Origin of the sequence: Paenibacillus guangzhouensis, from assembly GCF_009363075.1 — a bacterium.
In the GTDB taxonomy this organism is placed as follows: Bacteria; Bacillota; Bacilli; order Paenibacillales; family Paenibacillaceae; genus Paenibacillus_K; species Paenibacillus_K guangzhouensis.
This window is the reverse complement of sequence record NZ_CP045293.1, coordinates 5,042,423-5,068,065: the sequence shown is the minus strand read 5'-3', so window position 1 is coordinate 5,068,065 and position 25,643 is coordinate 5,042,423. Positions and strand designations below refer to the sequence as shown.

Sequence of the window (25,643 nt, the reverse complement as noted above, 5' to 3'; positions counted from 1 at the left end):
ATACTCCTATTGTAAAATATTTGGGGTGGTTCGTTCCACAGCGCGTAAATAACTCGTTCTTTGCTTGGGAATAGGATATTTATGTTAAAATGATGGGATAAACGTTAAAATTATAATTGACAGGAGATATGACGAGATGACAGACGTATTCGAAACCATTCAGCATAGACGCAGCATCGGGAAAGTGAAGCAGGACGCGGTGCCGCAGGAACAGATCGAGCAATTATTAGAAGCGGCAACTTGGGCGCCGAACCATCGGCGTACAGAGCCGTGGAAGTTCTTCGTCATGGAAGGTGAAGGGCGTCGCGTACTTGGACGGGCCTATGCGGATATTGCCCTTTCTCAAGGGAGCGGACTCTCTACGGACGAAGAAGCTGAGCAGCGCAGCAATCATGAGAAGAAGGCATTTCGTTCGCCAATCGTCATTGCGGTAGCTGTAACGCCAGCAGATGATGCGAATGTAACGGAGATCGAGGAGTATGCTGCGGTACATGCAGCCGTGCAGAACATGCTGCTTGCAGCACATGCGCTAGGACTTGGCGCAGTCTGGCGGACGGGTGACCCGATGTATCATCCGATCATGCAGGAAGCCTTCGGATTGAGTGGCCGAGAACGGCTTGTAGGTTTAATCTATGTAGGTTATCCCGATATGGATGCGCCGCAGAGCAAGCGAATTCCTGCCGCAGAGAAGACGGTATGGCTTCGCTAAGCTATACCGTGTAAATCGAAAAGCACCCGATCACTTGGATCCGGGTGCTCTTTTGGTTTGGTGTATTGGTTAGGTGTATGTGTCATGGTTATTTGGTCGTCTGAATTTCTCTCAGTGCTTTAAGAATCAATTCATTACATTTCTCGCGTTCATCATAGAACAGGCCGTGGCCGCTCTTCTCAAAAGGAATAAGAACGGAACCGGGAATCCCTTTGTGCGTCGCTAGTGCGAGTGTGTAGGGACAAATTTTGTCTTTGACGCCATGCAGAAGCGTTGTCGGAACGAGGATCTTGTCAAGATCCTGCCTTAAGTCTTCATCACGGAGTGATTCTGCGAGCGCGATGGTGCCGTGACTCGACGCTTGAAGCCCGAGCAGTTGGAACCAGTCGCGGAAACTCTCCGTAATCGGACTGAAGAAGAATTTGCGGCCGAAATCTTCGATCATCTGCGGACGATTAACCGAAGTCTGTTCGATCAACGCATCGACATCTGCAACCGTATTGCCATAAGGGAAGTCGGGGCGTTTCGTGAAGCTTGGCGATGCTGATCCCAGCAGAATAAGCTGTGCGATCTTGCGTCCAGAATGACGGGCCATGTAGCGAATGGCGATCGCGCCGCCCACCGAGAACCCGATGAGTCGAACGCGCTCCAGCTTGAGGGCGTCAATAACGGTACGCACATCGTCGGATAACCGGTCATACGAGTAACCGTGCCAAGGGCTATCCGATTGGCCAAACCCACGAATATCAATACAAATGCATCGATAGCCATACCTGGGCAGGATCGTGGTCTGATATTCGAACATTTGGTGATTCACCGGCCATCCATGAATGAAAACGACGGGTTCGCCGGATCCCACATCTTCCACATATATTTTCACACGGGGCTCTACCTCGACAAAGTAACCCAAATTCGATCCGCTCCTTCATACGAAGTGATTAAGGCAATCTCCTGTAACCTCATCGTAAAATCGTATGAAATGGATGAGCTCTCTTATTCCACCGTTTTGAGTTCAGCACGTACACGTTCTAGATGCTCTGCGTCCATGGTCTTGCCAACCGTGTTCAGCATTAAGAAATACCGCAAGGTCTGCTCTCGCGTCATATCCTTCACTTCTGCGAACACAATCGGATAGTTCATGAAATGATTCTGCTCTCTGGCGGTCAGATCGCTATACTTCTTGCCGTTCCATGCAAATCGGTCTTCATAATAAGCCATCAGTGTCATCAAGCGTTGTTTGCCGTCTACAATTTCATAGCCAAGTCCGGATCGAACCCAAGTCTTCGGATCCCGTTGAATCACGGCGAATTTACCGATATCGACATTGCTGAACACGGATTCGATCAGACGAACCTTGTCCTCTTGCTCCCAGACGTAATCACGCTGGTAATCTGGATCCAGATTCATACCGAAGTTGTATACACGTTGGAGTAGTTCGGATAACATACGGAACGTAAATCGAACATTCATATCGGTATTGCGAATGATCGTATCCGATGTCTCAGGGATCGGCTTTCGAACCTCCAGCCAGCCAAAATAGTTGCGTGTATGCTCATGTCGGATCGGATTTCCGTAGTTCTTATCGATATAGGTATAGTCGATGAGATAGATTTTGCCTTCATGGAGTACCTCTGCTACAACAGCATCTTGCAGGATTCCGACGCGGACAGGGTCTCCGGGTCTGAATACATACGAAGGCTCCGAAGTATGCTTCAATTTCTCTTCGAGTTCTTCCAGCTTGCGTTGCAATTGCCCAGGCTTCATGATCATATGCAAGCACCTCCAAAAGTTGGTATTTAATTGGCAGACTTATTTCAAATTGTAACAGTCTTGTTCGTGAATGAGGTCAGGTAATTTATTACAAGGTGGGAAAACCCTTGGTACTCTAGGAATAAAAATGACAAGCGCATGGTCATTCATTCATAAAATGATGTCAAAATTGATAACAAATATCCATTTACATCCAAATTTTAAGATTGAGAAATGATGTTAAATGATGTCGATTTTCAATAAAAAAAGGCGTTTCGGAAGAACAAATAATGTCTTCTGAAATCGCCTTTTGGCATGCGGATAAATGGTAAGGAGAACAGACTGAGGTTGCAAGGGTTTTCATTTCTTGCTAATCAAACTTGCTTGAAGTGCAATACGTGCCATGATCTATCGTGTTATTCGGATTTCTCGCGCTCTAGGCGTCGTTCTTCAATCGTGCGGTTGAAGCGTGCCAAGCTCTCGCCGAATTGACGGCATTCTTCCTCATTCCAGTCCTCAAGCAGCTTCGCATAGAACTCTTGTCGCGACACTACAAAGGCATGCAACTGGTTCTGTCCAAGCTCGGTAATTTGCAGCAGCTTGACCCGCGCATCGCTCGGATCGGAAAGGCGTTCGACGAACCCTTTCCCTTCGAGGGCAGCGGTCTGCCTGCTTGCGGTGGAAATGTCTAGATGAAGCGCATCCGCAAGCGATTTGATTGCTAGAGGACCCTCATCTAGTAATAGACGCAGCAATAGATACGTAGAGCGATCAATCTCTTTGTGATTCAAATAAGCAATGCGGATCGCCTCTGCGCGACGACCGAAAATAGCAATTTCACGTTCAATGATGCTGAATAGGTTTTCCATAGGCATTGACTCCATTCAACTCGCAATTTTCATATACTTTTAGAGGTAGTTCAAAAATTCATCATTTGATCACGAAGTCATTTAAGAAGCCTAGTCGACATCGAATCTTACGTTCACCTTCGAAATCCGGTACTCATTTAGGTTTCGCCTAAACTCCGTTCCTCCTTTTTCAGGTTCTCGCAACCTTCTCGGTGCTGAAATGCCGACTTTTTGAACTTATACTTTTAGCTTAATATCGAAAGATGCTGTATGCAAGTTTTTTCAATCTAGAACAATGTATTTTCTGAGAGAAAAGCCGATTTAGCTCATTGACAGGCTCTATTCCTTCGCATACGATAAGTTTAGTTAAGTTAACGATTAGCTAACAACTTAAAAGGCATGACGTAACCAAGATTTCATGCCCTAATCCATGGAGAGGGTGGCGAAGGATGATCCACGAGAAATATGCGGAATTACTGCGTGCGCAGGAGGAGCTGCTAGGCCGGCGCAATACGAAAAAAGAGAGCTTCTATAACGGGTTGTACGATCGCTATACCTATCCGGTATTGACGCGTCATCACGCACCGCTCTATTGGCGGTTCGATCTGAACCCTAAGACGAATCCGTATTTCATGGAGCGCCTAGGCATCAATGCGGTGTTCAACGCTGGCGCTATCTACTTGAACGGCAAATATTACGTTGTAGCTCGCGTGGAGGGATTAGATCGCAAATCGTTCTTCGCCATTGCCGAGAGCGACACCGGGGTGGATCAATTCCGGTTCTGGGATTACCCGGTATCGTGGGAGAATGACGATGAGGACGAGACGAATATTTATGATATGCGCCTCGTACAGCATGAAGATGGCTGGATCTACGGCATCTATTGCTCGGAGCGGAAAGATCCAGAGGCATCGCCTTTCGATACGTCGAGCGCCGTCGCGCAAGCGGGCCTCGTGCGCACGAGAGATTTGAAGTATTGGGAGAAGCTGCCGAACATTCAGACGCCTTCGCCGCAGCAGCGTAACGTGGTTCTCCATCCGGAGTTCGTGGACGGGCAGTATGCGTTCTACACACGTCCGCAGGACGGCTTCATCTCGACAGGCTCTGGCGGCGGTATTGCTTTTGGCTTATGCCCAGATATTCTGAATCCGGTAATTCAGCTCGAGACGGTATTGGATGAGAAGCGCTACCACACCGTCTACGAGGTGAAGAATGGCCAGGGACCTGCGCCGATTAAGACGGACAAGGGCTGGATTCATATCGCGCATGGGGTGCGGAACACGGCAGCGGGGCTGCGGTATGTCTTGTATGTATTCGCGACGAGCCTGGAAGATCCGACCCAAGTGATCGCGAAGCCGGGCGGTCATCTAATCGCACCGTACGATGAGGAACGTGTGGGGGATGTGTCGAACGTTATTTTCAGCAACGGTGCGGTTGTGAATGAGAAGAATGAAGTGTTCATCTACTATGCCTCCAGTGATACGCGGCTGCATGTTGCGACGACGACGATTGATCAATTGGTCGATTACACATTCAACACGCCAGAGGATCCATACCGTTCATTAGATTGCGTAAGGCAGCGCTCCGCGTTGATTGCGAATAATCTAGAGTTGCTAAGTCAGGGCTAGTCGTGCATGATAGAACGAGATGAATGTAATCTATAAGTAGATATGTTGTATCGGAGGACGGTTATCTTGAAGAATCGTGAGATTACCATGCGTGACTTGGCGGAGAAACTCGGCGTTAGCACGGTGACAGTATCTAAGGCGCTGAATGACAAAGAAGGCGTCAGCGATGAACTGAAACAAAAAATTAAACAGCTGGCCGATGAAATGGGTTATCGGATGAACAATCTGGCCAAGTCGATGAAAGAAGGGCGCTCGTATAACATTGGCGTCATCATCCCGGAAAGGTTCGCCGTCGAGGTGCAATCCTTCTACTTCCGGTTCTATCAGCAGATCACGACGATGCTTGATCCTTACCATTACTCGGGTATTCTTCATATCCTCAGTGAAGAGGATGAGGCGCAGGATGTACTGCCTCGGATCTATCATGAGAAGAAGGTTGATGGGTTTATCCTCTTAGGGCAGATCCATGCCAATTATGTGGAGCATATGATGCAAACCGATGTACCTATCATTTTCTTGGATTTCTATGACCAGCATACGGATATGGATGCCGTCGTGATGGATAATTTCTTCGCTTCCTATGAGTTGACGAATTATCTGGTCGAGATGGGGCATCGCGAGATCGGGTATGTCGGTAACATTTATTCTACGAGCAGTATTCAAGACCGCTACCTAGGTTACTATAAAAGTCTGCTGGAGAACCATCTGCAGCTTAATCCGGCGTATGTATTATCGGATCGTGATTCACGCGGGCTGATGGTCGATGTCGAGCTGCCTGAGCAGCTGCCGACAGCGTTTGTCTGTAATTGCGACAAGGCTGCGTTCCGTGTGATCGCACAGCTGCGTAAGCGGGGCTACGCTGTACCTGAGGATATTACCGTGGTCGGCTTCGATAATGATATTTACTCGACGATCTCCGATCCACAATTGACAACCGTAGAGGTGGATGTGTTGGAAATGTCGCGTGTCGCGGTGCAAGGGATCATCGGTAAGCTGCAGGATCCGATGAAGCAAATCGGTCGTGTGCAGATCAAAGGCAAAATGGTGTATCGGGATTCGGTGAAAAGGATTTAATAATAAATGCGCGTCAGGATATCCTGGCGTGCTTTTTTTTGTTCGTCTGCACAATTGTAGAACCGGTGGTCAAATAATATGAATTTTATCTATCTTCTTGAATCAGAGGTTCATTCTTGGAGATTCCGTTGTTTTCATATGAAAATGGTTGGTGATATTTTGTGACCAATGGTATAAAATGGGGCAATATAGATTGCATTATATACCATGGGGGGCACGTGAGAATGAGGTTTAGCATAACTAGAAAAATAATCATCAGTTTTCTCATCGTAGCGATTTTGTTAGTGAGTTCAGGTGGTTTTCTTCTGATCAACTTGAACCGCATGGATAAATCGTATACGACATTATTGCAGCGGGACACCCAGATTTTGTCACACGTTGAACGCATATCTACATATACGGCCCAACATACGAGCAGCCTTCAACAGTTCTTGCTTACCAATGATGAGAAGAATGTTCAAGCGATGCAGCAAGCTAGTCAGGGTGAAATTCAGCTTATTTACGGTACACTTCAGTTAATGGAGAAGGAAGAGGATAAGCAACTGATGAATCAACTGGTCGCTTTGAGTCGTGATTTCAACCTGAAGGCAGAGAATATCATTAATCAGGCAGCGACGGATCGGGAAGGCGCGGTGAAAGATGCAACGGCAAATCTGATCCCTGTCGGTCAGCAGATGGAGAGCATCACGAACAAGATCGCGAAGAATCAAGAAGAAGTGTTGAAGCAGAGTACGGCTGAGAATTCATCGATGGTCTCAGACTTGAAAGTGCTAAGCTATAGTTCGATCGGGCTAGCGCTTCTGCTAGCGATCGTCATCGGTTACCTGCTGTCCCGCTTAATAAGCAGACCGCTTGTAAAGATCTCTCGGTCGGCGCAGCATATCGCAAATGGGGACTTAACGGACCCGGATATCCAGATTCGCAACCGGGATGAGATAGGCGACCTCGCGCAATCCTTCAATCAGATGAGCAGCAATCTTCGCCATCTCCTTGCCGAGATATCGGAGGGTGCGGAGCATGTAGCAGCTTCTTCCCAAGAGCTTGCGGCAGGCGCGGATCAGACGAATCGCTCGACGGAACAGATTGCGGTATCGATTACCCGTGTGGCGGAAGGGACGGATCATCAAGTTCAGAATGTGACCGTCTGTGTACAAGCCATGCAGGAATTATCCGCAGGTGCGCAGCAGATTTCGGACAACGCGCAGCAAGTTGCTGAAGCAGTTGTCGTCACGCGTGAGAAATCAGAGGAAGGGAACGAGTCCATCCAAGCTGCAATTAAGCAAATGAAGTCGATAGAGCAGACAATTGACGGGTTGTTCCAGATCATTGTCGATCTTGGTGATCGTTCGAAGCATATTAATAAGATGGTAGAACTCATTACGAGTATCGCCAAGCAGACGAACCTGCTAGCTCTTAATGCAGCCATAGAGTCTGCGCGTGCTGGAGAGCATGGCAAAGGGTTCGCTGTGGTTGCGCAAGAAATTCGGTTACTCGCTGAGCAATCATCGCAATCAGCCATGCAGATTACGGAGCTGATCTCGAAGATTCAGCGCGATTCTGATTCAACAGTCCAATCCTTCCAAGCGGGACGGGAGGAGATCCAAGAAGGAATCCGGATTGTAAACCTAGCGGGAGAAGCCTTCGGTCATATCCAGTCTGCAATTCTTCGTGTTTCGGATGAGATTCAATTGGCTTCTAGCAGTATCGAGCAGATGAATGTGAATACAGCTCAAGTCGTGAAGTCGATGGATGCTATCTCTGAAATGACTGAACGTTCAGCTTCAGAATCGCAGACGGTTACAGGAGCTGTAGAGGAGCAGTTAGCGTCAATGGAAGAGTTCACATCCTTTGTCGAATCGCTCTCAAAGCGAGCGGAGCAGCTTCAGGCTCAGACGTCTAAGTTCACAATTTAGGACATTTGACCGATATAATATATGAGACAGACATGACGATTCGAACGGGCATGAAAAGCTCGAATCGTCGTGTCTTTTTTTGTCGTTAATTGTAGAGATTTGTAAAACTTTATTGGATTATGCTGGAATGTTGGGGAAAATCAAGCTATAATTACTTGGAAAAATAGACCATTGGATTGGAAGGAGAGAAAAGATGAGATTCAGCATTCGGAAGAAATTAATCGGCGGGTTCCTCGCGGTTGTGGCTATCTTAATCATCTCAGGTATCGTTCTTTTCAACAGCTTGACCAAGATGGACCATTCGTACCAGGACCTGCTGGAACGGAGGGTCGATATTCTGATAGGCGTCTCGAATATATCCAAGAGCACGGTTGCTCAGACCAGCGGACTACGCGATTACTTGCTCTCCGAGACGGAAGAGTCGTTAACGCGATTCAAGCAAATCAATGAACAGCAATTGAAGCAGCTGGAATCGCTCGGGAAAATGGCGGAGCAGGATAGCGACAAGAAATCAATCGCCAAATTGGTGGAATTAAGCAAATCCTTCGTCGAGAAGTCGGATAAGGTCATTGCACTATCCAAGACGGATTTCGATGCTGCGGAGAAGCAAGCGGTGAACAGCATCATCCCGATTGGCCGTGAGATGGAATATGAAGTAGAGAAAATGGTGAAGGCGCAGCAGCAACTGCTCGATGAGGGCAGCAAGGAAAATCAAGCGATGTCTAACGGCCTGAAGCTAATGAATCTGATTATGATTGTGGTTACTTCGATCCTAGCAATGGTTATTGGTTATGCGGTATCTGTCCTGATTAGCAAACCGCTTCGTCGTATCTCTCAATCGGCCTCCCTCATTGCAGACGGTGATTTGACAGAGCCGGAATTGGCCATTAAGAACCGTGACGAAATTGGTGATCTCGCGATCTCTTTCAATCGAATGAAGAGCAATCTGCATCAGCTGCTTAAGGAAATCCATGCGGGGGCAGAACATGTCGCTGCTTCTTCCGAAGAACTAAATGCGGGCTCCGTGCAGACGAGTCAAGCGACCGTCCAAATCTCAGCATCGATCCAGCGTGTTGCAGAGGGGACAGAACATCAGGTGCAGAGCGTATCCGAGTGCGTCCAAGCCGTCCATGAGATGTCGGAAGGCGTGAAGCAGATCAATGCGAATGCGCAGAGCGTATCGCAGGTCGTTATTGCAACCGCAGAGAAATCTGTTGAAGGAAACGAAGCGATTCAGTCCGCGGTACAGCAGATGCAATCGATTAATCATACAATGGAAGATTTATCTCACGTGATAGCAGGTCTAGCGAATCGTTCCAAGGATATCGGAGAGATCGTACAGATCATCACGGAGATTGCAAGACAGACGAATCTGCTCGCGTTGAATGCAGCAATCGAATCGGCAAGAGCGGGGGAGCACGGCAAAGGGTTTGCCGTGGTCGCGAACGAAGTGCGTAATTTAGCAGAACAATCCGCACAATCGGCGCAGCAGATTACGGAACTGGTCACGGTGATCCAGAAAGAGTCGAAGACGACACAGGAATCCGTTGAGGTTGGACGCAAAGAAGTCGCTGAAGGAATTCGCACGGTGAACCAAGCAGGCGAAGCGTTCGAGCATATTCATCATTCGATCAGTCAGGTGTCTGATGAGATTCAGAACGTCTCTGCTAGTGTGCAGCAAATGTCGGTAAACACCGAGCAAGTGGTTGGTTCGATCAATTCGATCTCACAAGCGGCTGAATTGGCAGTTGCAGAATCGCAGACGGTATCTGCTGCGACACAAGAACAGCTCGCTTCAATGGAAGAAATCAGTATATCGGCGGGCTCACTCTCGACAATGGCAGAGCAGTTGCAATCGCAAGTCGGGAAATTTAAAATTTAGCACATGTATTGCGAATACAGCCCGACCTGTCCAAGGTCGGGTTTTTTAATCGTTATCGGGGCTCCTGCAAAGTACCTGAATCGTATCGAGACCATAGCCAAAGCACCACTTGTGGGGATGAAATCAAGTGGTGAAACGAACGGAAAAAGAAGGTAAAATGGGAGTATCGTGATCCGCGTGTGTAATACATAAATCGTTGATTCGTGTTAGGTGACGAAGGAGGATATCGAAATGATGCAGAACAGAGCAGTTTTTGTTGGGTCTTATGCACCAAAGGAAGAAGAGGGCATTCATTTATTTCAATTCGATCAAGCTGAGGGACGTCTGAAGCGGGTAGGCGGCGCAGCTGGTGTAGCGAATCCATCGTTTCTGACCGTCGATGCTCCTCGCGGCCGCGTATATGCTGTGAGTGAGACGGGGGAAGGGGCCGTTGTGTCCTTGCGTTATGATCTTGAGAAGGGCACGCTGGAGGAAGTGAACCGACAATCTACCCAAGGTGCAGATCCTTGCTACGTCGTGGTAGATGCATCGGGCGACTATCTGTTGCTTGTGAACTATTCCTCAGGCAGCATTTGTGTCTATCCGCTCACCTCAGAGGGTGAGATTGGTGCGATGTCGGATCAAGTGCAGCATACGGGACACGGTGTTCGTGCAGACCGTCAGGAAGCGCCTCACCCGCACTCCATTAAGCAGATTCCGGGAACGCCGTATTTCCTCGTCGCTGATCTTGGTCTGGATCAAGTCGTGACCTACGAACTCACCTCAGAGGGGAAATTGATTGAACGTTCGATTGCCCATCTGGCCCCAGGCTCTGGACCGCGCCACTTGGATTTCCATCCCGAAGCACCTTATGTCTATGTAATCTATGAATTGACTTCCGAAGTAGAAGTGTTCGAAATCGATCGTTCGACTGGTGGATTAGCGGCGGTACAGAAGCTGTCGACGCTGGCACCAGACTTCCAAGGGGAGAGCTACTGCGCTGAGATTTCCGTCTCCGGTTCGGGTAAGATCGTATTCGGTTCGAACCGTGGGGAAGATAGTCTTGCGATGTTCCACGTTCAAGAACCGAACGAGCTGCGATACGTAGGCCATGTATCAACAGAAGGGAATTTCCCGCGCCACTTTACGCTGGTGCCAGATGCGCCATATATCCTAGCCGCGAATCAGAATTCGGATTCGATCATCGTGATCCGGTTGAATGCGGAAGGGATGCCTGAGGCAACGGTGGACCGTATTGAAGTGGTTAAGCCGGTTTGTCTGCAGGTCCTTTAATGCAAGACCGTCCAACATACACGTTAAATCGATATCGTACTATTGGTTTATAGATTCGTATGTATCGATCGCCCGTCTCCTCCATATGGAAGATGGGCGATTTGTCGTGCGCACGTATTAGAATTGACAGGGTGAAGATGGAAGATTATCATTTTGGTATTGATATTAATTATCATTATCAGACTGTGAAATGACCCGAATCATATCGCACGTGCTTCATCCATTGAAGGAGGATCTTCCATTGCTTATTCCAACTGAGATCTTAGATAAATATATGATTACCCATCAGGATCAATCGCCCGTCATTGCCACCTTCGAGCTGTCTCGCCTCGCGGACCGGGAAGGCGCACTCGCCTTTCTGAACGCCTATGCGCCGGAGCTGAAGGCACACTCGCTGGATGTGGCGGCGACCTATTTCACCGCACAATTTGCCCGTATGTTCGCGGCATTTCATTACGCGATTTGGCGCTGCGGAGTCCATCTGGATCTGTCGATGAACATCTTGCGCGTTCGCATTGCCCGCCATCCGGACGGATATGTTACGCTCAAGTTCGACCTGAAGGCGATTCAGGGGACGACGGTACCGCTGGCGAATCGATCGCTGCTCGTTAAGTCGCTCATGACTTCTTTTTACAGCGAACAAGTTCGTCCGATTTTGCAGTCCCTGGCTTCTGCCGCAGGGATTAGTGTCGGGGCGTTGTGGGGGATCATTCCGACCTATTTCGAATATTATTACGAGCAATGGCTGGAAGATCCGATCGATGAAGTGCAGCGCATTCACCTCGCGGAGGACATGGACGTGCTGCGCCATCAGCTGCCTCCTGCGGTATTTGGACGGGTGAGGAATCCGTTCCTAGTGAAGTTCCGTTATATGGACAGTCCGTACGAAGCTGGGAAGAAGATTAAGCTGAAGAGCGCGTGCTGCCTCGCGTATAAGACGGAGGAGAGTTCCTATTGCCTGACCTGCCCAAGGCTGTCGGAGGCGGAGCGGTCGCGGCGCGTTGCGGAATATCAGGCCAGACAATCATAAGGGAATTCCAGGTCAAGTCTGCCTATGCGATTTATTTTCGAGTATACTGGGGAAGTGTCTTGATGTAGACCACGAAGGTGATGTGTAGGAGAGAGGGAGACCAGAGCGAATGATCAATCTAACCAATATCGAAATTCAAGATCTTGTTATTCATAAAGTAGGCAATAAATCGAAGGACGAAGGAGTCATCATCGCGAAGGAGCTGACCGTCATTGATAATGACGAGCTTCGTGCTGCGCTGCTCAAGTATTTTCTCGCTTCGTTCAAGTTCGATGCGACGTACCGGTTCCATCACGAGGCCGACTTGGCGCTCAATGAAGTATATACGTTTGCGAATGCGATTTTCCAAGACAGTACGACATTTTACGACCAATCGGTGCATGTATTACGGCATCTCTATGAACAATCTTCGCATCCCCAGATTAAGTCGGGTGAGTTGTACGTCGTACATTTCAACAATATTCTATACGATAATTTCAAAGTCGACGCCGTGGGTATCTTCAAATCCGAGCATAAGGATGAATTCCTCAAAATTGATGAGCGCGATTCGTCAGCGTTCGAGCTTCAATACGAGCAAGGCGTGAACATCAAGAAATTGGATAAAGGATGCATTATTTTCAATTACCAAGCGTCTTCTGGGTTCCATGTCAGCCTGGTCGACTTATCGAATAAGGGAAGTCAGAACGAGGCAGTCTATTGGAGGGATGATTTCCTCCAGGTGAGGGATGTGGTGGACGAGCACTATATGACCGATCAATACATTCGGATGTGCTCGGATTTCTACGACGATGTCGTCGCGACGACCCATGATCAGTTCGAGAAGAAAGAGAAGCTGGTCTTCCTGAACGAGACGATCCAGCATTTTGCGAGCAATGAGCAGTTCACGCAGGATGTATTCTATGATGAGGTTATTCGCGATCCGGAGTACATCGATATGTTCAAGACTTATAAGGAGACATACGAGGAGATGAAGGAACTGCCGCCTTTGACGGATTTTAACATCTCGCAGACCGCGCTTCGCAAGGTAAAACGTCAGTTCAAAAATGACATTAAGCTCGACACCAATATCGAGATCAAGGTCAACAATGAGAGCTTCGACTATCTGGAAAAAGGGTACGATGAGGAACGCAAAATGTACTTCTATAAAGTTTATTTTAACAACGAAGCCTAAGTCGAAAGTAGCTCACGAAGAATAATTACGTATCCAAAAACAAGTCGCTATATTTTTGTTTGCAACTTAAGTTGAATTATGTATAATAAAAAACGGATTTCATGTAACTTATATTGCATTTTTACATTCGACTGGAGGAATAAATCATGTCAACAACAACATCTGTAGATTTCATGCAAGTGGTAACGGATCGCCGTTCGGTTAAGCAATATGATCCATCATTCAAAATTTCCAAGGAAGAACTTGTGGAGCTGATTGAGACAGCTACGAAAGCACCATCCGCTTGGAACTTGCAGCACTGGAAATTCGTCGTTATCGACGAGCAAGCACAAAAGGAGAAATTGCTTCCAATCGCTTACGGTCAACAGCAAGTGGTTCAAGCTTCGGCTGTTATCGCGGTATTAGGCGATCTTGAAGCGAACAAAAATGCAGAGCCGATCTTCGGTGGTGCAGTCAAAGCGGGTCAATTGCCGCAAGAAGTGAAGGATGCGCTTGTTGGTCAAATCGAAGGCGCTTATAAGAGCCCACAAGTTGCGCGCGATTCCGCGATTTTGAACGGTTCGCTTGCTGCGATGCAATTGATGCTTGCTGCCAAAGCAAAAGGCTACGACACTTGCCCAATGGGCGGCTACAATGCCGTGCAATTCGCGGAGCAATTCAATGTGCCTAGCCGCTACATCCCATTGATGCTGATCTCGGTTGGTAAAGCAGCGCAAGAAGGCCGTCCGAGCCCTCGCTTTACAGCAGACGAGACGATTGTGTGGAACCAATTCTAAGATTGAACTGCAACGAATAACGGACGCTTGGCGGTCCGGTAAATATGAATCCCTAGGAGCTTAGTGCGCCTAGGGATTTTTGTGTGTTATATGGTAGGTGCGAGATTCTCTGTCTGAGTAGGGGGCGCGTTAATGATCGGATTGCGTGGAGTAGCTGATAAAAGGCAGTTATATGCTTGCTGTGGCGCGTTTCTGGTTGAAATAACTGATAAAAGACAGTTAATTGCGCGCTGTGGCGCGTTTTTGGCTGAAATAACTGACAAAAGGCAGTTAAATGGCACGCTATGAGGCGTTTTGGCTCGAAATAACTGATAAAAAGCAGTTAAATGGTGCACTGTGGCGCGTTTCTGGCTGAAATAACTGATAAAAAGCAGTTAAATGGTGCACTGTGGCGCATTTTTGGCTGAAATAACTGACAAAAGGCAGTTAATTGCGCGCTGTGGAGCGTTTTGGCTGAAATAACTGATAAAAAGCAGTTAATTGTTGCACTGTGGCGCGTTTTTGGCTGAAATAACTGATAAAAAGCAGTTAATTGTTGCACTGTGGCGCGTTTTTGGCTGAAATAACTGACAAAAGGCAGTTAATTGCGCGCTGTGGAGCGTTTTGGCTGAAATAACTGACAAAAAGCAGTTAATTGCGCGCTGTGGCGCGTTTTTGGCTGAAATAACTGACAAAAGGCAGTTAAATGGCACGTTATGAGGCGTTTTGGCTCGAAATAACTGACAAAAGGCAGTTAATTGGTGCACTGTAACGCGTTTCTGGCTGAAATAACTGACAAAAAGCAGTTAATTGCGCACTGTGGAGCGTTTTGGCTCGAAATAACTGATAAAAAGCAGTTAAATGGCCCGCTGTAGCGTGATCCCATCACGTGACGCATTGCCAGCGGAAAGATCGCCATGCCATACGCAGCGCAGCGATGCCAAGCCAGATGGCGGCAATCCAGCTGGTGTAGACAATGGCTGCTGTCTCCGTCTGCCCGACACCGATCGCAATCAGTCCCCAGACGATCGGGAGCAGGAAGAACGGATCATGTTGGCGCGTTGCGGCCCATAGCGCAATGAATCCCGTAAGGATCAGCAGCCATACGGACAACGTAACTTGAGACAAGCCTGCAATTTCTCCCTGACCGTATGCGTGCGTGAGGAAGACAGAGAGATTTGTGAGCGTTGCAACCACCACCCAGCCGAGGTAGAGGCTAAACGGCACGCCGAGCAGCCAATAGGCCGCGTCCCGAACGGGCGGTCCTGGTATGCGGGTACGCGAATAGATGGCGATCAAGGCGATGAGCAGTGCGAGCATGATGAACAGGGTGGATTCGATATATTGATAATGCCACAGCAGCAGCCAGACAATATTCATCGCACAGCTAACGATGAACCATCCGCCGATCTGCTGAATTTCCGGTCGGGCCCGTCCAGCAGGCAGCAGTTGATAGATAATGAATACGAGCAGTGCAGCATAGATCATTCCCCAGATGAGAAATGCATAGGAAGCAGGAGTTAGGCGGGAGGGGTTCATCGCCGAGATTTCACCTGTGGTATGTCCCCCTATCGGCAGCCATTCTGCCAGACCATTCATGACGAGTACAAGCACGAACGCGATAGCATTTCCCACAGCGAATACGAATGTATTGCCCATCACATGTCCTCCCTTATTAGGCGTTAATTCTGCTTGTCTTACTAATATCCCCAGCCGCTCATTGCTAGAAATGCATCAATAGAAGTTTCCTCATTCCATTCTACGTCTTGTCCTCTCACAATATGCGAACTCTCAATCACACACCAACCCACATGAAAAACACATCTTTACATAATCTTCATGTGCATTTGATGTCCATTTGACATGAATCCCTTACATTATGGTTGTGAATTGGAGGGATGGTTGTGTCATTAAGTGCATTAGAACGCAAGGAATATATCGTGAACAAAATTCATCTTGAAGGCAAGATTCGCAGCGATGAGCTGGTGGATACGCTACAGGTCTCCTTTGAGACGATCCGCCGGACCCTGGAAGAGCTCGAGAAGGAGAATAAACTTAAGCGGGTTTATGGCGGGGCGGTGAAGCTGACCTTAGGTCGGATGGAGCCGGGTGTTGCCCAGCGGGAGCATTTATTCGCCCCTGAGAAAGATAAGATCGGCCGTGCCTGTGCCGGACTTGTGCAAGATTATGACGTGATATTTATCGATGATGGTACGACGACGCTGCAAATGATCCATTATTTGACCAATGTGAAGCAGCTTAAGGTGATTACGAATTCGCTGCCTGCCGTGCAGCTGCTTCAGCAGTATAAGAATCGCGGGATGTTGGACGCCGAGATCATCTTCCTCGGTGGAGTCGTGAACTCCGAACAGGATCGCGTGACGGGTGTGCTAGCGGAGCGAATGCTGGATTTTTTCCATGCTGACAAAGCATTCATCTCGATTGACGGTATTCAGCTGAAGATGGGGATTACCGGGTATGAAGCGGAGCGCGGCTCCTTGACACGGAAGTTCATTGAGCGGTCGGAACAGACCGTTATCGTAACGGATCGATCCAAAATCGGAGAAGTGAAAATGTACAAAATCGCCGATATTCGCGAGGTGGATATGATCATCTGTGATATCGAATTACCGGAGGCGTGGGCGAAGACGCTTGAGTCATACGATACGAGCTGGATTCAGGCGAAATAGGTAGCATGATCGATAAATGACACGAGAAGGATGAGGGGAGCGATCAGAATGTTGGATAAGCATACGCGAATGGGCGGTTATACCGCGGTCATTGCTGAGCTGGATGTCGAAGCGCTGCGGCCATGGGGTGGGCATATTGCTCAACTGGGGCGTGTGGAGGATGTGAATGAACCGTCGCTTGGCATGGTGATGATGCGTGCCCAAGAATCGGTTCAGCGTCACGTGTTCAATGCAGGAGAGATCTTCGTCTCCGAAGCGACGTTAACGGTTGATGGGGTTGTCGGTTATGGCATCGTCATGGGGAACGCGCTAGAGAAAGCGCGGATTGTCGCGCTGCTCGATGCAGTGCATCACAATATGGAGTTGAAATGGAATGATTTCCGAGAGCAATTCCGCATTTGGATTGCGAAGCAGGAGAAGGAACAACGGGAGCGCCGTCAAGCGGATTTCGCCTTGACCCAGCGAACGAAGGTTGATTTTCAATTGATGGATACGGAAGAGGAGGACGAAGCATGAGTGCGGGTGTGAAGAACGCAGAGCGAGTGCATGCGGTGCAGCAAGTCTATCGTCAGGTGCTGGATGCGATGTCGAGACCAGGCAAAATTGTGCAGCTGGATGCGCCATCCTTCATACGTCGCGATGCGGCAGATGCTTATGTGCTTATGCTCGGCATGATGCTGCTCGACCAATCCGTGTCGTATGAGGTCATCGGCGATATGTCGCTGGCTGAGCAGCTGCAGCTCTACACGTTGTCGCGCAGACAGCCTATAGAGACGTGTGATTATGTATTTCTCGCCACAACGGATGCTGGGGCGCAGGCTGGAGTAGACATTGCTTCCTGCAAGCGAGGGACGTTCACTTTTCCAGATGAGAGTGCAACCATCATCTGCTGTGTACGTCAGCTAGGCGCAGGTTCAGAAGGCCGCAAAGGAAGCGTGAAGCTTACGATGCGCGGCCCTGGCATTGCGAAGGAACAGGAACTCTTGATCGATGGGCTCACAGGAAACTTGCTATCCGGATGGCGGGCCAGTAATGAGGAGTTCCCACTCGGCGTCGATTGGATCTTCGTTGATGAGTCGGGATGCGTGGCTTGCGTGCCGCGTAGCACCAAATTCAGCTGGGAGGTGGCGTAGATGGCTTATGTCGCAGTCAAAGGTGGAAGCCATGCGATTCACGAAGCAGAGAAACTGCTGAAGTATATTCCATGGAAGGAAGGCGGAGCGCCGCTCGAGGTGCAGCAGATCCGCACAGGAATGCGGCTCGCGGTTGATCGGGTGATGTCTGAAGGTTCCTTGTACGATCCCGACCTCGCGGCACTTGCGCTCAAACAGGCAGAAGGGGATGTACTGGAAGCATCGTTCCTCCTGCGCGCCTTCCGCTCGACGTTGGTGCGTAATTTCTATACGCTGCCGATTCAGACCGAGAATATGGAAGTGATTCGCAGAATTTCGGCGACATTCAAGGAAGTGCCGGGAGGTCAGTATCTTGGACCAACCCGTGATTATACCAAAAGGCTACTGGATTTGAGCCGAATGGAAGAAGATCCATCGGAGATCATGAAGTATGTGACAGAGTATTTGTCCGAGAATTTGTCGGAGGCATTGCAGCAAGAGCTAACGGGGACGAGAGCTAGCGAAGGCGAAATACCGGTATTCCCGCGTGTCATTGAACTGCTGCGAGCGGAAGAGCTGTTGGCAACGGGGGAACTGCAAGGAGAGGATGATATCGTCGATGACATAACACGTCATGCGATCAGCTTCCCGGCATCGCGTTCTGCGCGATTACAGACGATGGCGCGCGGTGAGAGCGGGGCGCTAATGGCCTTCGCTTACTCCAGCGTTCGCGGCTATGGCGATGTTCATCCGACGATTGGCGAATTACGCGTTGGGTATGTACCGGTGGAGATTGAGCATCCGTTCTATCCGGGCGAGAAGATGACCATTGGTCGCGTACTAGTCACGGAATCGGAGATGGTCGTGCGCGTCCATGCAGAGAATCACCGAGAAGCGGCAGGCCGTGCGCAATTTGCCGTGGGATATGGCCTTTGTTTCGGACATAACGAAGATAAGGCGATTTCCATGTCCATTCTGGATCAGACGATGCAGCAGCAGAACGCAGATTCCCCGGCGCAGGATGAGGAGTTCGTACTGTATCATATCGACGGCATTGAATCGTCGGGCTTTATCTCCCATTTCAAACTACCGCACTATGTTGATTTCCAAGCTGAGCTTCAACGCGTTCGTTCCATTAATGATAGCGGCGATCGCAGAGCAGAAGAGGACGGCGAACAGGAGAAGGAGGCGACGACGCATGGAAGCTTATAATTACGCTTTTCTGGATGAACAGACGAAGCGGGAGCTGAGACGGAAGACCTTGAAGGCCGTTGCGATTCCAGGATATCAAGTGCCATTCGGTTCTCGTGAGATGCCGATTGCGCGCGGCTGGGGGACCGGCGGCTTGCAGGTAACGTTATCCGTTATTGGACCTGAAGATACGATCAAAGTCATCGACCAAGGCAGCGACGATAGTGTCAATGCATGTAATTTGCGGGAATTGATCTGCCAGATGTGCGACGTTGCGCCGACGACGGATTCGCTGGAAGCCAGCCTTATTCAGACTCGGCACCGGATCCCGGAAGAGAAGCTACGTGAGGACCAGATTTTGATCTTCCAAGTTCCGCTCCCCGAGGTGCTGCGGACGGTCGAGCCGAGTGAGCAGGAGACGCGTCGTATGCATGCGGAACGGGATTATAGCCGGATGTGGCTTCATTTGTACGAGGATATCGTGAAATACGGCGAGATTCGTATTTCGTATGATTATCCGGTGATGGTGAACGGCCATTATCTGTGCGATCCGTCGCCGATTCCGCGGTTCGATGTACCGAAGCTGCATCAAGCGGATAACTTATTTCTATTTGGTGCAGGGCGGGAAAAACGGATTTACGCCATTCCACCGTATACCGATGTGACACCGCTGCAATTCGAGGATATTCCGTTTGAGGTGGAGCAGTTCGATCAGCCATGTGTCAAATGCGGCAGTACGCATACGTACTTGGAAGAGTCATACGATGCGGAGACAGGGGCGAAGCAATATGCATGCTCCGATACGAGTTATTGTGAGAAACGGCAGCGGCGAGCAGCAGGCGAATCTGTGGAGATCGGGGGGATCTGGGATGGGACCAATCCTGCGAATTAATAATTTAAGTAAACAATACGGTGCGGGATGTTCTTCCTGCATGTCGCTTACAGGTCCGGAGCATGGGCGGAACGTCTGTCCGAACTGCGGGACCGTCATTGCTTGCGCAGATATTCATCTGGAGCTGTATCCTGGCGAAGTACTGGGGATTATCGGAGAGAGCGGCTCTGGCAAGAGTACGCTGGTCAAAACTTTATATTTCGACGAGGAGCCGACGACAGGCGATTTTCAATTGCAAGTCTACGAGAATGGAGAAGACAATCTGTTCGAGTTGAGTCGTCAGCAGAAGCGCTGGGTGCGCAATCACCTGATGGGGATGGTGTATCAGAATCCGCATTTAGGTCTACGATTATCCCATTCGAGCGGCGGCAATATTGCAGAAAAGCTGCTGATGGCCGAATGGCGCAATGTTAGTGAGATCCGAGAACGGGCGAAGGACTTGCTCGGTCAGACGCAAATCCCGATTGAACGGATGGATGATCAGCCTAAATATTTCAGTGGCGGAATGCAGCAGCGAGTTCAGATCTCCAAGGCGCTGGCGAACAATCCACCTCTTTTGCTGCTCGATGAAGTGACGACAGGGCTGGATGTGTCCGTGCAGGCGCGGGTGCTCGATTTGATCCGGCAGATACAGCGGGAACTTGGCATCAGTATGATCGTCGTCTCGCATGATTTTGCAGTCATTCGGATGCTGACACAGCGTACTGTCGTGATGAAGAACGGACGTATTGTTGAGAAGGGACTGACGGATCAGATCATGGAAGATCCGCAGCACCCATATACCCAGACATTAATTAACTCCATGATCTAGGAGGCGTTCTCGATGGATAACTTGCTCGAAATTCGCAATTTATATAAATCTTTTACACTGCACGAGTTCGATCAGAAGCAAATCGCCGGCTGCAGCGATATCAACATGACGCTCCATTCCGGTGAGTTTATTGGCATTACAGGGAAGAGCGGAGCGGGGAAATCGACGATCCTGAAATGCATCTATCGCACTTACATTCCGACGGCGGGGGAAATTTGGTATAACTCATTGTCGTACGGGCGGGTGGATCTGGCGAAGGCGACAGAGCGTGAGGTGCTCGACATTAGACATCAGGAAATCGGATATGTCTCGCAGTTTTTGAAGCTGCTGCCGCGGGTTACGGCCTTTGAAGCAGTGATCGAGGTGCTCGTGATGAACGGGAAGTCGCAGCAGGAAGCGGTAGACGAAGCAGCAGAGATGCTGCGCCATTTCCAGCTCAGAGAGCCGCTCTGGCATGCTTATCCGAACACGTTCAGCGGTGGAGAGAAGCTGCGTCTGAATCTCGCTCGGGCGATGGTGAAACGCCCTCGGTTCCTTTTGCTTGATGAACCAACGGCATCGCTCGATCAGGCCTCGAAGGCTTTTGTGCGCGATAAGATTATGGAGCTGAAGAGCCTTGGCACGAGCATGATTGGTATTTTTCATGACCTCGATTTCATGGAATCGGTCGTGGATAAGGAATTCAATATGGTGGGCGGACTGTTCTGCTCGTCGGGGGTGTAGGAGTGTAATGTTGACAACAATCATAACGAATGCGCAGATGATTCTGCCAGATGAAATCGTGAAGGGACACCTTGTTATCCAAGACGGCTTGATTAAGGAAGTGATTCGAGCAGAAGTGCAGGAAGCGTCAGGGCTTTCAGCTACTGTATCGGGGGAGTCTTGCGTGGTCGTGGATGCTGGGGGCATGTATGTGATGCCAGGCATGATCGAGCTGCATTGCGATTCGATTGAGAAGGAGATTTCACCGCGTCCTAGCAGTATTTTTCCGCTAGAGCTGGCGATGGCGAGCCTTGAGAAGAAGATGGCGGGTTACGGGATCACGACCCTGTTTCATTCGATCTGTTCCTCCGACGGCACAACGGTGCGCAATGATGAGATGGTCGCACGAATAATTCGTTATGTCGGGCGCAAACGCCAGGCCTCCTCGATGATCCGGCATCGGATTCATTATCGGTACGAGATTACGAATGTGGCGGGCATTCAGCAGGTTCATGATCTTATTAGCGAGAATCAGATCGATTTCTTGTCATTGATGGATCATACCCCAGGGCAAGGCCAATACGGGAACTGGGAATCTTATCGCCAATATCTTGCTGCGTATGAGCAGATCACGGAAGAAGAGGCGGAAGCTCTCCTCAACCAATTGGTTGAGTTCAAGCAGAACGTCGATTGGGACGTGCTTCAGCGTCTCGCGGATTATGCGATATCGCAAGGGGTGCAGATGGCCTCGCATGATGATGATACGACTGCAAAGGTGGATTACATGCATCGTCTTGGCGCTGTGATCAGTGAGTTCCCAGTGAAGCTGGATGCTGCGAAATATGCGGCCGAACAAGGGATGTACGTCAGCATCGGGGCGCCGAATATCGTGCGCGGCGGGTCGCATAACAACAATATGCGGGCGATGGATGCGGTCGAAGCGGGCGTAGCGCATATTCTGTGCTCCGATTATTTCCCGGCAGCGCTGCTTCCATCGGTATTCAAGATTGCTGAGACGATCGGCAATTTGGCCGAGGCTGTGAAGATGGTGACCTACCACCCAGCGCAGTCGCTTGGCATCGAAGCTTCCTATGGTTCGATTGCAGTCGGCCATACGGCAGATTTGTTGCTCGTTGAGGAGGCCGGCGGATATCCGGTTGTCCGCAAGACTTGGGTGGGCGGCACCTTGGTTCATGAAGCGAATTATGCATGGGAGGCTGCAGCAGATGATCGATTTGCATTGTCATACGAAAATCTCGGATAACTCGATGACGATCGAGGAAGTGATCGGGCTTGCACAGAAGAACGGGGTAGAGGTGTTGTCTATCAATGATCATGATACGACGCTTGGTCTTGAGCGCGCACAGCACATTGGGCAGGAACTTGGGGTGCAGATTATACCGGGGATCGAAATTTCTGGGTATGACTTCGAACGCAGCCGTCGTGTGCACATTCTCGGCTTCCATGTGAAGCCGGGACATGCAGCAATATCCGCATTGTGCGATCCGTTGATTGCAAGACGGCAGGCTGCATCCCGTCAGATGGTGGAGCAGTTGAACGAAGCGGGCTACGGGATTTCGTGGGAGCAGGTTGAGCGATATGCCGAAGGCGGTACAGGGGTCTACAAACAACATATTATGCATGCACTTATAGATCAAGGCTATACAACAACGATTTATGGCGAGCTGTACCGTACCTTGTTCGCACGCGGTGGGAATGGAACGGCACCAGGTGCTGCGTATATTCCGCTGACTTATCTCGACGCTCGCGATGCGGTGCACGCGATTCGTGAGGCTGGCGGCGTGCCGGTGTTAGCGCATCCGCATCAATATGACAGCTGGGACATGCTTCCCACGCTCATCGATGCAGGGCTTGTTGGTATTGAAGTTCGACACCCGACGCATCGTGAGGCCGAGGAGAAGAAGGCGATGGAGATTGCGGAGCGCTATGGATTGATTCCGACGGGGGGCAGTGATTTTCACGGCTTCTACGGGGAGACCGATCTGTACACCCTCGGCAGCAAGAGCCCAGGCATGGCGAGTGTGAAACGTCTTGCGGCCTATGCCGGCGAATATTTATAAAACCTTAAAATTAAGTTGATCTTGTCTTGATCCTCACCCTTTATATTGATCTTGTAAGCAAGTAATGAACAATGACATTCCAGTTGGAAAAATAGAAAAGGGGATATCGAAGCGATGAAAAACTCATTCAAATGGGCAATGACGCTCATGCTCTGTATCGGATTATTGGCAGGATGTGCACAAGGTGGCGGTTCGACGACTGAAGTGGCTGCAGAGAGTGACAAACCAGCAGAATCCAAAGCGACAGAATCCGGCGAATTGACTGTGTACACAGCAATGGAAGACGATCAAATTCAAGCTTACCTGGCATCGTACAAGGAGCAGTATCCGAATGTGAAATTGAACATCGTACGCGACTCAACGGGAGTTATTACGTCGAAATTGGTCGCTGAGAAAGATAACCCGCAAGCTGACGTGATCTGGGGTCTAGCTGCAACGAGCTTACTCGTATTGGATCAGAAGGGAATGCTCGAAGGCTATTCGCCAAAAGGTGTGGAGCGCGTATCGCCAGAGTTCAAAGATACAGCAAACCCGACGAAATGGGTAGGGATCGATGCATGGGAGACGGCAATCATTGCGAATACAGCGGAGCTAGAGAAGCGTAAACTGCCTGTTCCAAAGTCGTATGCAGACTTGATCAAGCCAGAATATAAAGGTCTTATCGTGATGCCAAATCCATCTTCCTCCGGTACAGGGTATTTGACGGTTAATGCGTTCTTGCAATTGATGGGTGCCGATGAAGCTTGGAAATACATGGACAAATTGAATGACAATATGTTGATGTACGTACACTCCGGTTCGAAACCAGCTAAAATGGCAGGTACAGGTGAAGCTGTTATCGGATTGTCCTTTGGATACCGCGGTATTCAAGAGAAGCAAAAAGGTGCTCCAGTTGAAGTGGTATTCCCTTCCGAAGGTTCTGGTTGGGACGTTGAAGCCAATGCACTTGTGAAGAAGGACAACATCAAGCCAGAAGCACAAGCCTTCTTGGACTGGGCGATCAGCGATGCGCCAATGAAAGAGTACAACAAGAATTATGCGATTCTAAGTGTCAAACAAGAGGGAGCATCTATCCCTGAAGGGTATGCACAAGACCCATTGAAGCAATTGATCAAGAACGACCTGATCAAAGCGGCTGTAGATCGTGATGGTGTTCTTGCCGAGTGGGATAAGCGTTACGCGAGCAAATCCGAACCGAAGAGCTAATATAGTCGTATCCGTGAGAGCTCCCCTGCAGGGGGGCTCTTCACATATGTATACGCTCAAAACAAGCCTAGTACCTCTGTGTACTAGGCTTGTTGCGTTGGTGTGATAATCTACTATTCGCTCATTCGTTATCGCCGGAAACCTCCGGCGTCGTATGCTATCGCCTCCTGCATGAATATAGAAGCTCAGGATAGACTACAGGTAACTAGTCAAGCGAGGTGAGACGATGTCGCCAGCGAAGATATTACTCGTAGAAGACGAACCGAATGTCGCACAGTTTATCCAGTTGGAGCTTCGGCATGAGGGGTATGAGGTGACAGTAGCTGTAGACGGAGAGCAGGCGCTATCTCTATTTCATCAATCGGATTGGAGTCTGATCCTTCTGGATTGGATGCTTCCGAAGCTGGATGGGCTGGAGGTCTGCCGCCGAATTCGCAGGACAAGCGAAGTTCCCATCATCCTATTAACTGCACGGGATTATATTGGTGATAAAATTGCTGGTTTAGATACGGGAGCCGATGACTACATCACCAAGCCGTTTGAAATCGAGGAGCTGCTCGCGAGGATCCGAACGATATTACGGCGTAATAATCGAGAGAGGCACTTTACGCCTATGGATGTCCTGCAAGTGGAGGATTTAGTAGTCGATATTCGAAAACGGCAGGTGATGCGGGCTGCGGAACGAATCGAGCTCACCCAGCGAGAGTTCGATCTGCTTCATTACTTGATGCAGCACCAGGGCGAGGTCATCAGCCGGGATCGATTGTTATCAGCGGTATGGGGGTATGATTTCGCAGGCGAGACCAATGTTGTGGATGTCTATATTCGCTACCTTCGCAATAAAGTCGATCGTAAGCACAAGCCCAAATTAATACATACCATTCGTGGTGTCGGATATGTCATACGTCCTAGCTAAGGGTTGAACAG

Annotated in this window: 25 protein-coding genes; 21 read left to right on the top strand and 4 right to left on the bottom strand. The window is 49.4% G+C overall.

Annotation, left to right across the window (positions count from 1 at the left end; genetic code table 11):
- Nucleotides 1-136: 136 nt before the first annotated feature.
- On the top strand, nt 137-709 hold the full coding sequence (locus GCU39_RS22785; protein ID WP_152395578.1) for a nitroreductase family protein: 573 nt from the start codon (nt 137-139) through the stop codon (nt 707-709).
- 88 nt (nt 710-797) lie between these two features.
- On the opposite strand, the gene GCU39_RS22780 is transcribed toward GCU39_RS22785, so the two are convergent.
- The 3 genes from GCU39_RS22780 to GCU39_RS22770 form a co-directional block, all read right to left on the bottom strand.
- Nucleotides 798-1,619 (bottom strand): alpha/beta fold hydrolase, encoded by an 822-nt coding sequence (locus tag GCU39_RS22780; protein WP_152395577.1) that lies wholly within the window; start codon nt 1,617-1,619, stop codon nt 798-800.
- An 83-nt stretch (nt 1,620-1,702) separates the two neighbouring features.
- Nucleotides 1,703-2,479 (bottom strand): DUF262 domain-containing protein, encoded by a 777-nt coding sequence (locus GCU39_RS22775; protein WP_152395576.1) that lies wholly within the window; start codon nt 2,477-2,479, stop codon nt 1,703-1,705.
- A gap of 395 nt (nt 2,480-2,874) precedes the next feature.
- Nucleotides 2,875-3,327, bottom strand: a complete 453-nt coding sequence (locus GCU39_RS22770) for a MarR family winged helix-turn-helix transcriptional regulator (protein WP_152395575.1) — start codon at nt 3,325-3,327, stop codon at nt 2,875-2,877.
- 428 nt (nt 3,328-3,755) lie between these two features.
- Here GCU39_RS22770 and GCU39_RS22765 point away from each other — a divergent pair, with 428 nt between their 5' ends.
- From GCU39_RS22765 to GCU39_RS31625, 9 genes are all read left to right on the top strand, one after another.
- Nucleotides 3,756-4,934, top strand: coding sequence for a glycoside hydrolase family 130 protein (locus GCU39_RS22765; protein WP_152395574.1), 1,179 nt, complete (start codon nt 3,756-3,758; stop codon nt 4,932-4,934).
- 42 nt (nt 4,935-4,976) lie between these two features.
- Entirely contained in the window at nt 4,977-6,008 is a 1,032-nt protein-coding gene (locus GCU39_RS22760) for a substrate-binding domain-containing protein (protein ID WP_152395573.1), read from the top strand.
- 284 nt (nt 6,009-6,292) lie between these two features.
- On the top strand, nt 6,293-7,921 hold the full coding sequence (locus tag GCU39_RS22755; RefSeq protein ID WP_265333552.1) for a methyl-accepting chemotaxis protein: 1,629 nt from the start codon (nt 6,293-6,295) through the stop codon (nt 7,919-7,921).
- A 193-nt stretch (nt 7,922-8,114) separates the two neighbouring features.
- Nucleotides 8,115-9,803 carry a methyl-accepting chemotaxis protein gene (locus tag GCU39_RS22750; protein WP_152395571.1) on the top strand — a complete coding sequence of 563 codons (1,689 nt, stop codon included), beginning with the start codon at nt 8,115-8,117 and terminating at the stop codon, nt 9,801-9,803.
- A 231-nt stretch (nt 9,804-10,034) separates the two neighbouring features.
- Nucleotides 10,035-11,075, top strand: coding sequence for a lactonase family protein (locus GCU39_RS22745; protein WP_152395570.1), 1,041 nt, complete (start codon nt 10,035-10,037; stop codon nt 11,073-11,075).
- Nucleotides 11,076-11,316: 241 nt separating this feature from the next.
- On the top strand, nt 11,317-12,105 hold the full coding sequence (locus GCU39_RS22740) for a (2Fe-2S)-binding protein (RefSeq protein WP_193726589.1): 789 nt from the start codon (nt 11,317-11,319) through the stop codon (nt 12,103-12,105).
- Between the two features lie 109 nt (nt 12,106-12,214).
- A complete protein-coding gene (locus GCU39_RS22735) occupies nt 12,215-13,276 on the top strand; it encodes a nucleoid-associated protein (protein WP_152395568.1) in 1,062 nt (353 codons plus the stop codon).
- Between the two features lie 146 nt (nt 13,277-13,422).
- Nucleotides 13,423-14,052, top strand: coding sequence for a nitroreductase family protein (locus GCU39_RS22730; RefSeq protein WP_152395567.1), 630 nt, complete (start codon nt 13,423-13,425; stop codon nt 14,050-14,052).
- Nucleotides 14,053-14,184: 132 nt separating this feature from the next.
- Nucleotides 14,185-14,340 (top strand): hypothetical protein, encoded by a 156-nt coding sequence (locus tag GCU39_RS31625; protein ID WP_193726588.1) that lies wholly within the window; start codon nt 14,185-14,187, stop codon nt 14,338-14,340.
- Between the two features lie 576 nt (nt 14,341-14,916).
- Here GCU39_RS31625 and GCU39_RS22725 read toward each other — a convergent pair.
- Complete coding sequence (locus GCU39_RS22725) at nt 14,917-15,690, bottom strand: tryptophan-rich sensory protein (protein ID WP_152395566.1); 774 nt, start codon at nt 15,688-15,690, stop codon at nt 14,917-14,919.
- A 239-nt stretch (nt 15,691-15,929) separates the two neighbouring features.
- Here GCU39_RS22725 and GCU39_RS22720 point away from each other — a divergent pair, with 239 nt between their 5' ends.
- From GCU39_RS22720 to GCU39_RS22670, 11 genes are all read left to right on the top strand, one after another.
- Entirely contained in the window at nt 15,930-16,721 is a 792-nt protein-coding gene (locus tag GCU39_RS22720) for a DeoR/GlpR family DNA-binding transcription regulator (RefSeq protein ID WP_321575600.1), read from the top strand.
- 48 nt (nt 16,722-16,769) lie between these two features.
- Nucleotides 16,770-17,237: a phosphonate C-P lyase system protein PhnG gene (gene phnG / locus GCU39_RS22715; protein ID WP_193726587.1), complete on the top strand. Its 468-nt coding sequence runs from the start codon at nt 16,770-16,772 to the stop codon at nt 17,235-17,237.
- Nucleotides 17,234-17,854 carry a phosphonate C-P lyase system protein PhnH gene (gene phnH, locus GCU39_RS22710; RefSeq protein ID WP_152395563.1) on the top strand — a complete coding sequence of 207 codons (621 nt, stop codon included), beginning with the start codon at nt 17,234-17,236 and terminating at the stop codon, nt 17,852-17,854. Before phnG ends, phnH begins: the two co-directional genes overlap by 4 nt.
- Complete coding sequence (locus tag GCU39_RS22705) at nt 17,855-19,045, top strand: carbon-phosphorus lyase complex subunit PhnI (protein ID WP_152395562.1); 1,191 nt, start codon at nt 17,855-17,857, stop codon at nt 19,043-19,045. It abuts the gene before it with no gap.
- On the top strand, nt 19,032-19,916 hold the full coding sequence (locus GCU39_RS22700) for an alpha-D-ribose 1-methylphosphonate 5-phosphate C-P-lyase PhnJ (protein WP_152395561.1): 885 nt from the start codon (nt 19,032-19,034) through the stop codon (nt 19,914-19,916). Before GCU39_RS22705 ends, GCU39_RS22700 begins: the two co-directional genes overlap by 14 nt.
- Nucleotides 19,894-20,727, top strand: a complete 834-nt coding sequence (locus GCU39_RS22695) for an ATP-binding cassette domain-containing protein (RefSeq protein WP_152395560.1) — start codon at nt 19,894-19,896, stop codon at nt 20,725-20,727. The genes GCU39_RS22700 and GCU39_RS22695 overlap by 23 nt, the downstream gene beginning before the upstream one ends.
- A 12-nt stretch (nt 20,728-20,739) precedes the next feature.
- The gene (locus GCU39_RS22690; protein WP_152395559.1) at nt 20,740-21,450 is read left to right on the top strand and encodes a phosphonate C-P lyase system protein PhnL; all 711 of its coding nucleotides are present in this window, start codon (nt 20,740-20,742) and stop codon (nt 21,448-21,450) included.
- Between the two features lie 7 nt (nt 21,451-21,457).
- Nucleotides 21,458-22,693, top strand: coding sequence for a phosphonate metabolism protein PhnM (phnM, locus tag GCU39_RS22685; RefSeq protein WP_193726586.1), 1,236 nt, complete (start codon nt 21,458-21,460; stop codon nt 22,691-22,693).
- Nucleotides 22,656-23,510, top strand: a complete 855-nt coding sequence (locus GCU39_RS22680) for a PHP domain-containing protein (protein ID WP_152397385.1) — start codon at nt 22,656-22,658, stop codon at nt 23,508-23,510. Before phnM ends, GCU39_RS22680 begins: the two co-directional genes overlap by 38 nt.
- Before the next feature lie 114 nt (nt 23,511-23,624).
- On the top strand, nt 23,625-24,716 hold the full coding sequence (locus GCU39_RS22675; protein ID WP_152395557.1) for a putative 2-aminoethylphosphonate ABC transporter substrate-binding protein: 1,092 nt from the start codon (nt 23,625-23,627) through the stop codon (nt 24,714-24,716).
- 226 nt (nt 24,717-24,942) lie between these two features.
- On the top strand, nt 24,943-25,632 hold the full coding sequence (locus GCU39_RS22670; RefSeq protein ID WP_152395556.1) for a response regulator transcription factor: 690 nt from the start codon (nt 24,943-24,945) through the stop codon (nt 25,630-25,632).
- Nucleotides 25,633-25,643: the final 11 nt, after the last annotated feature.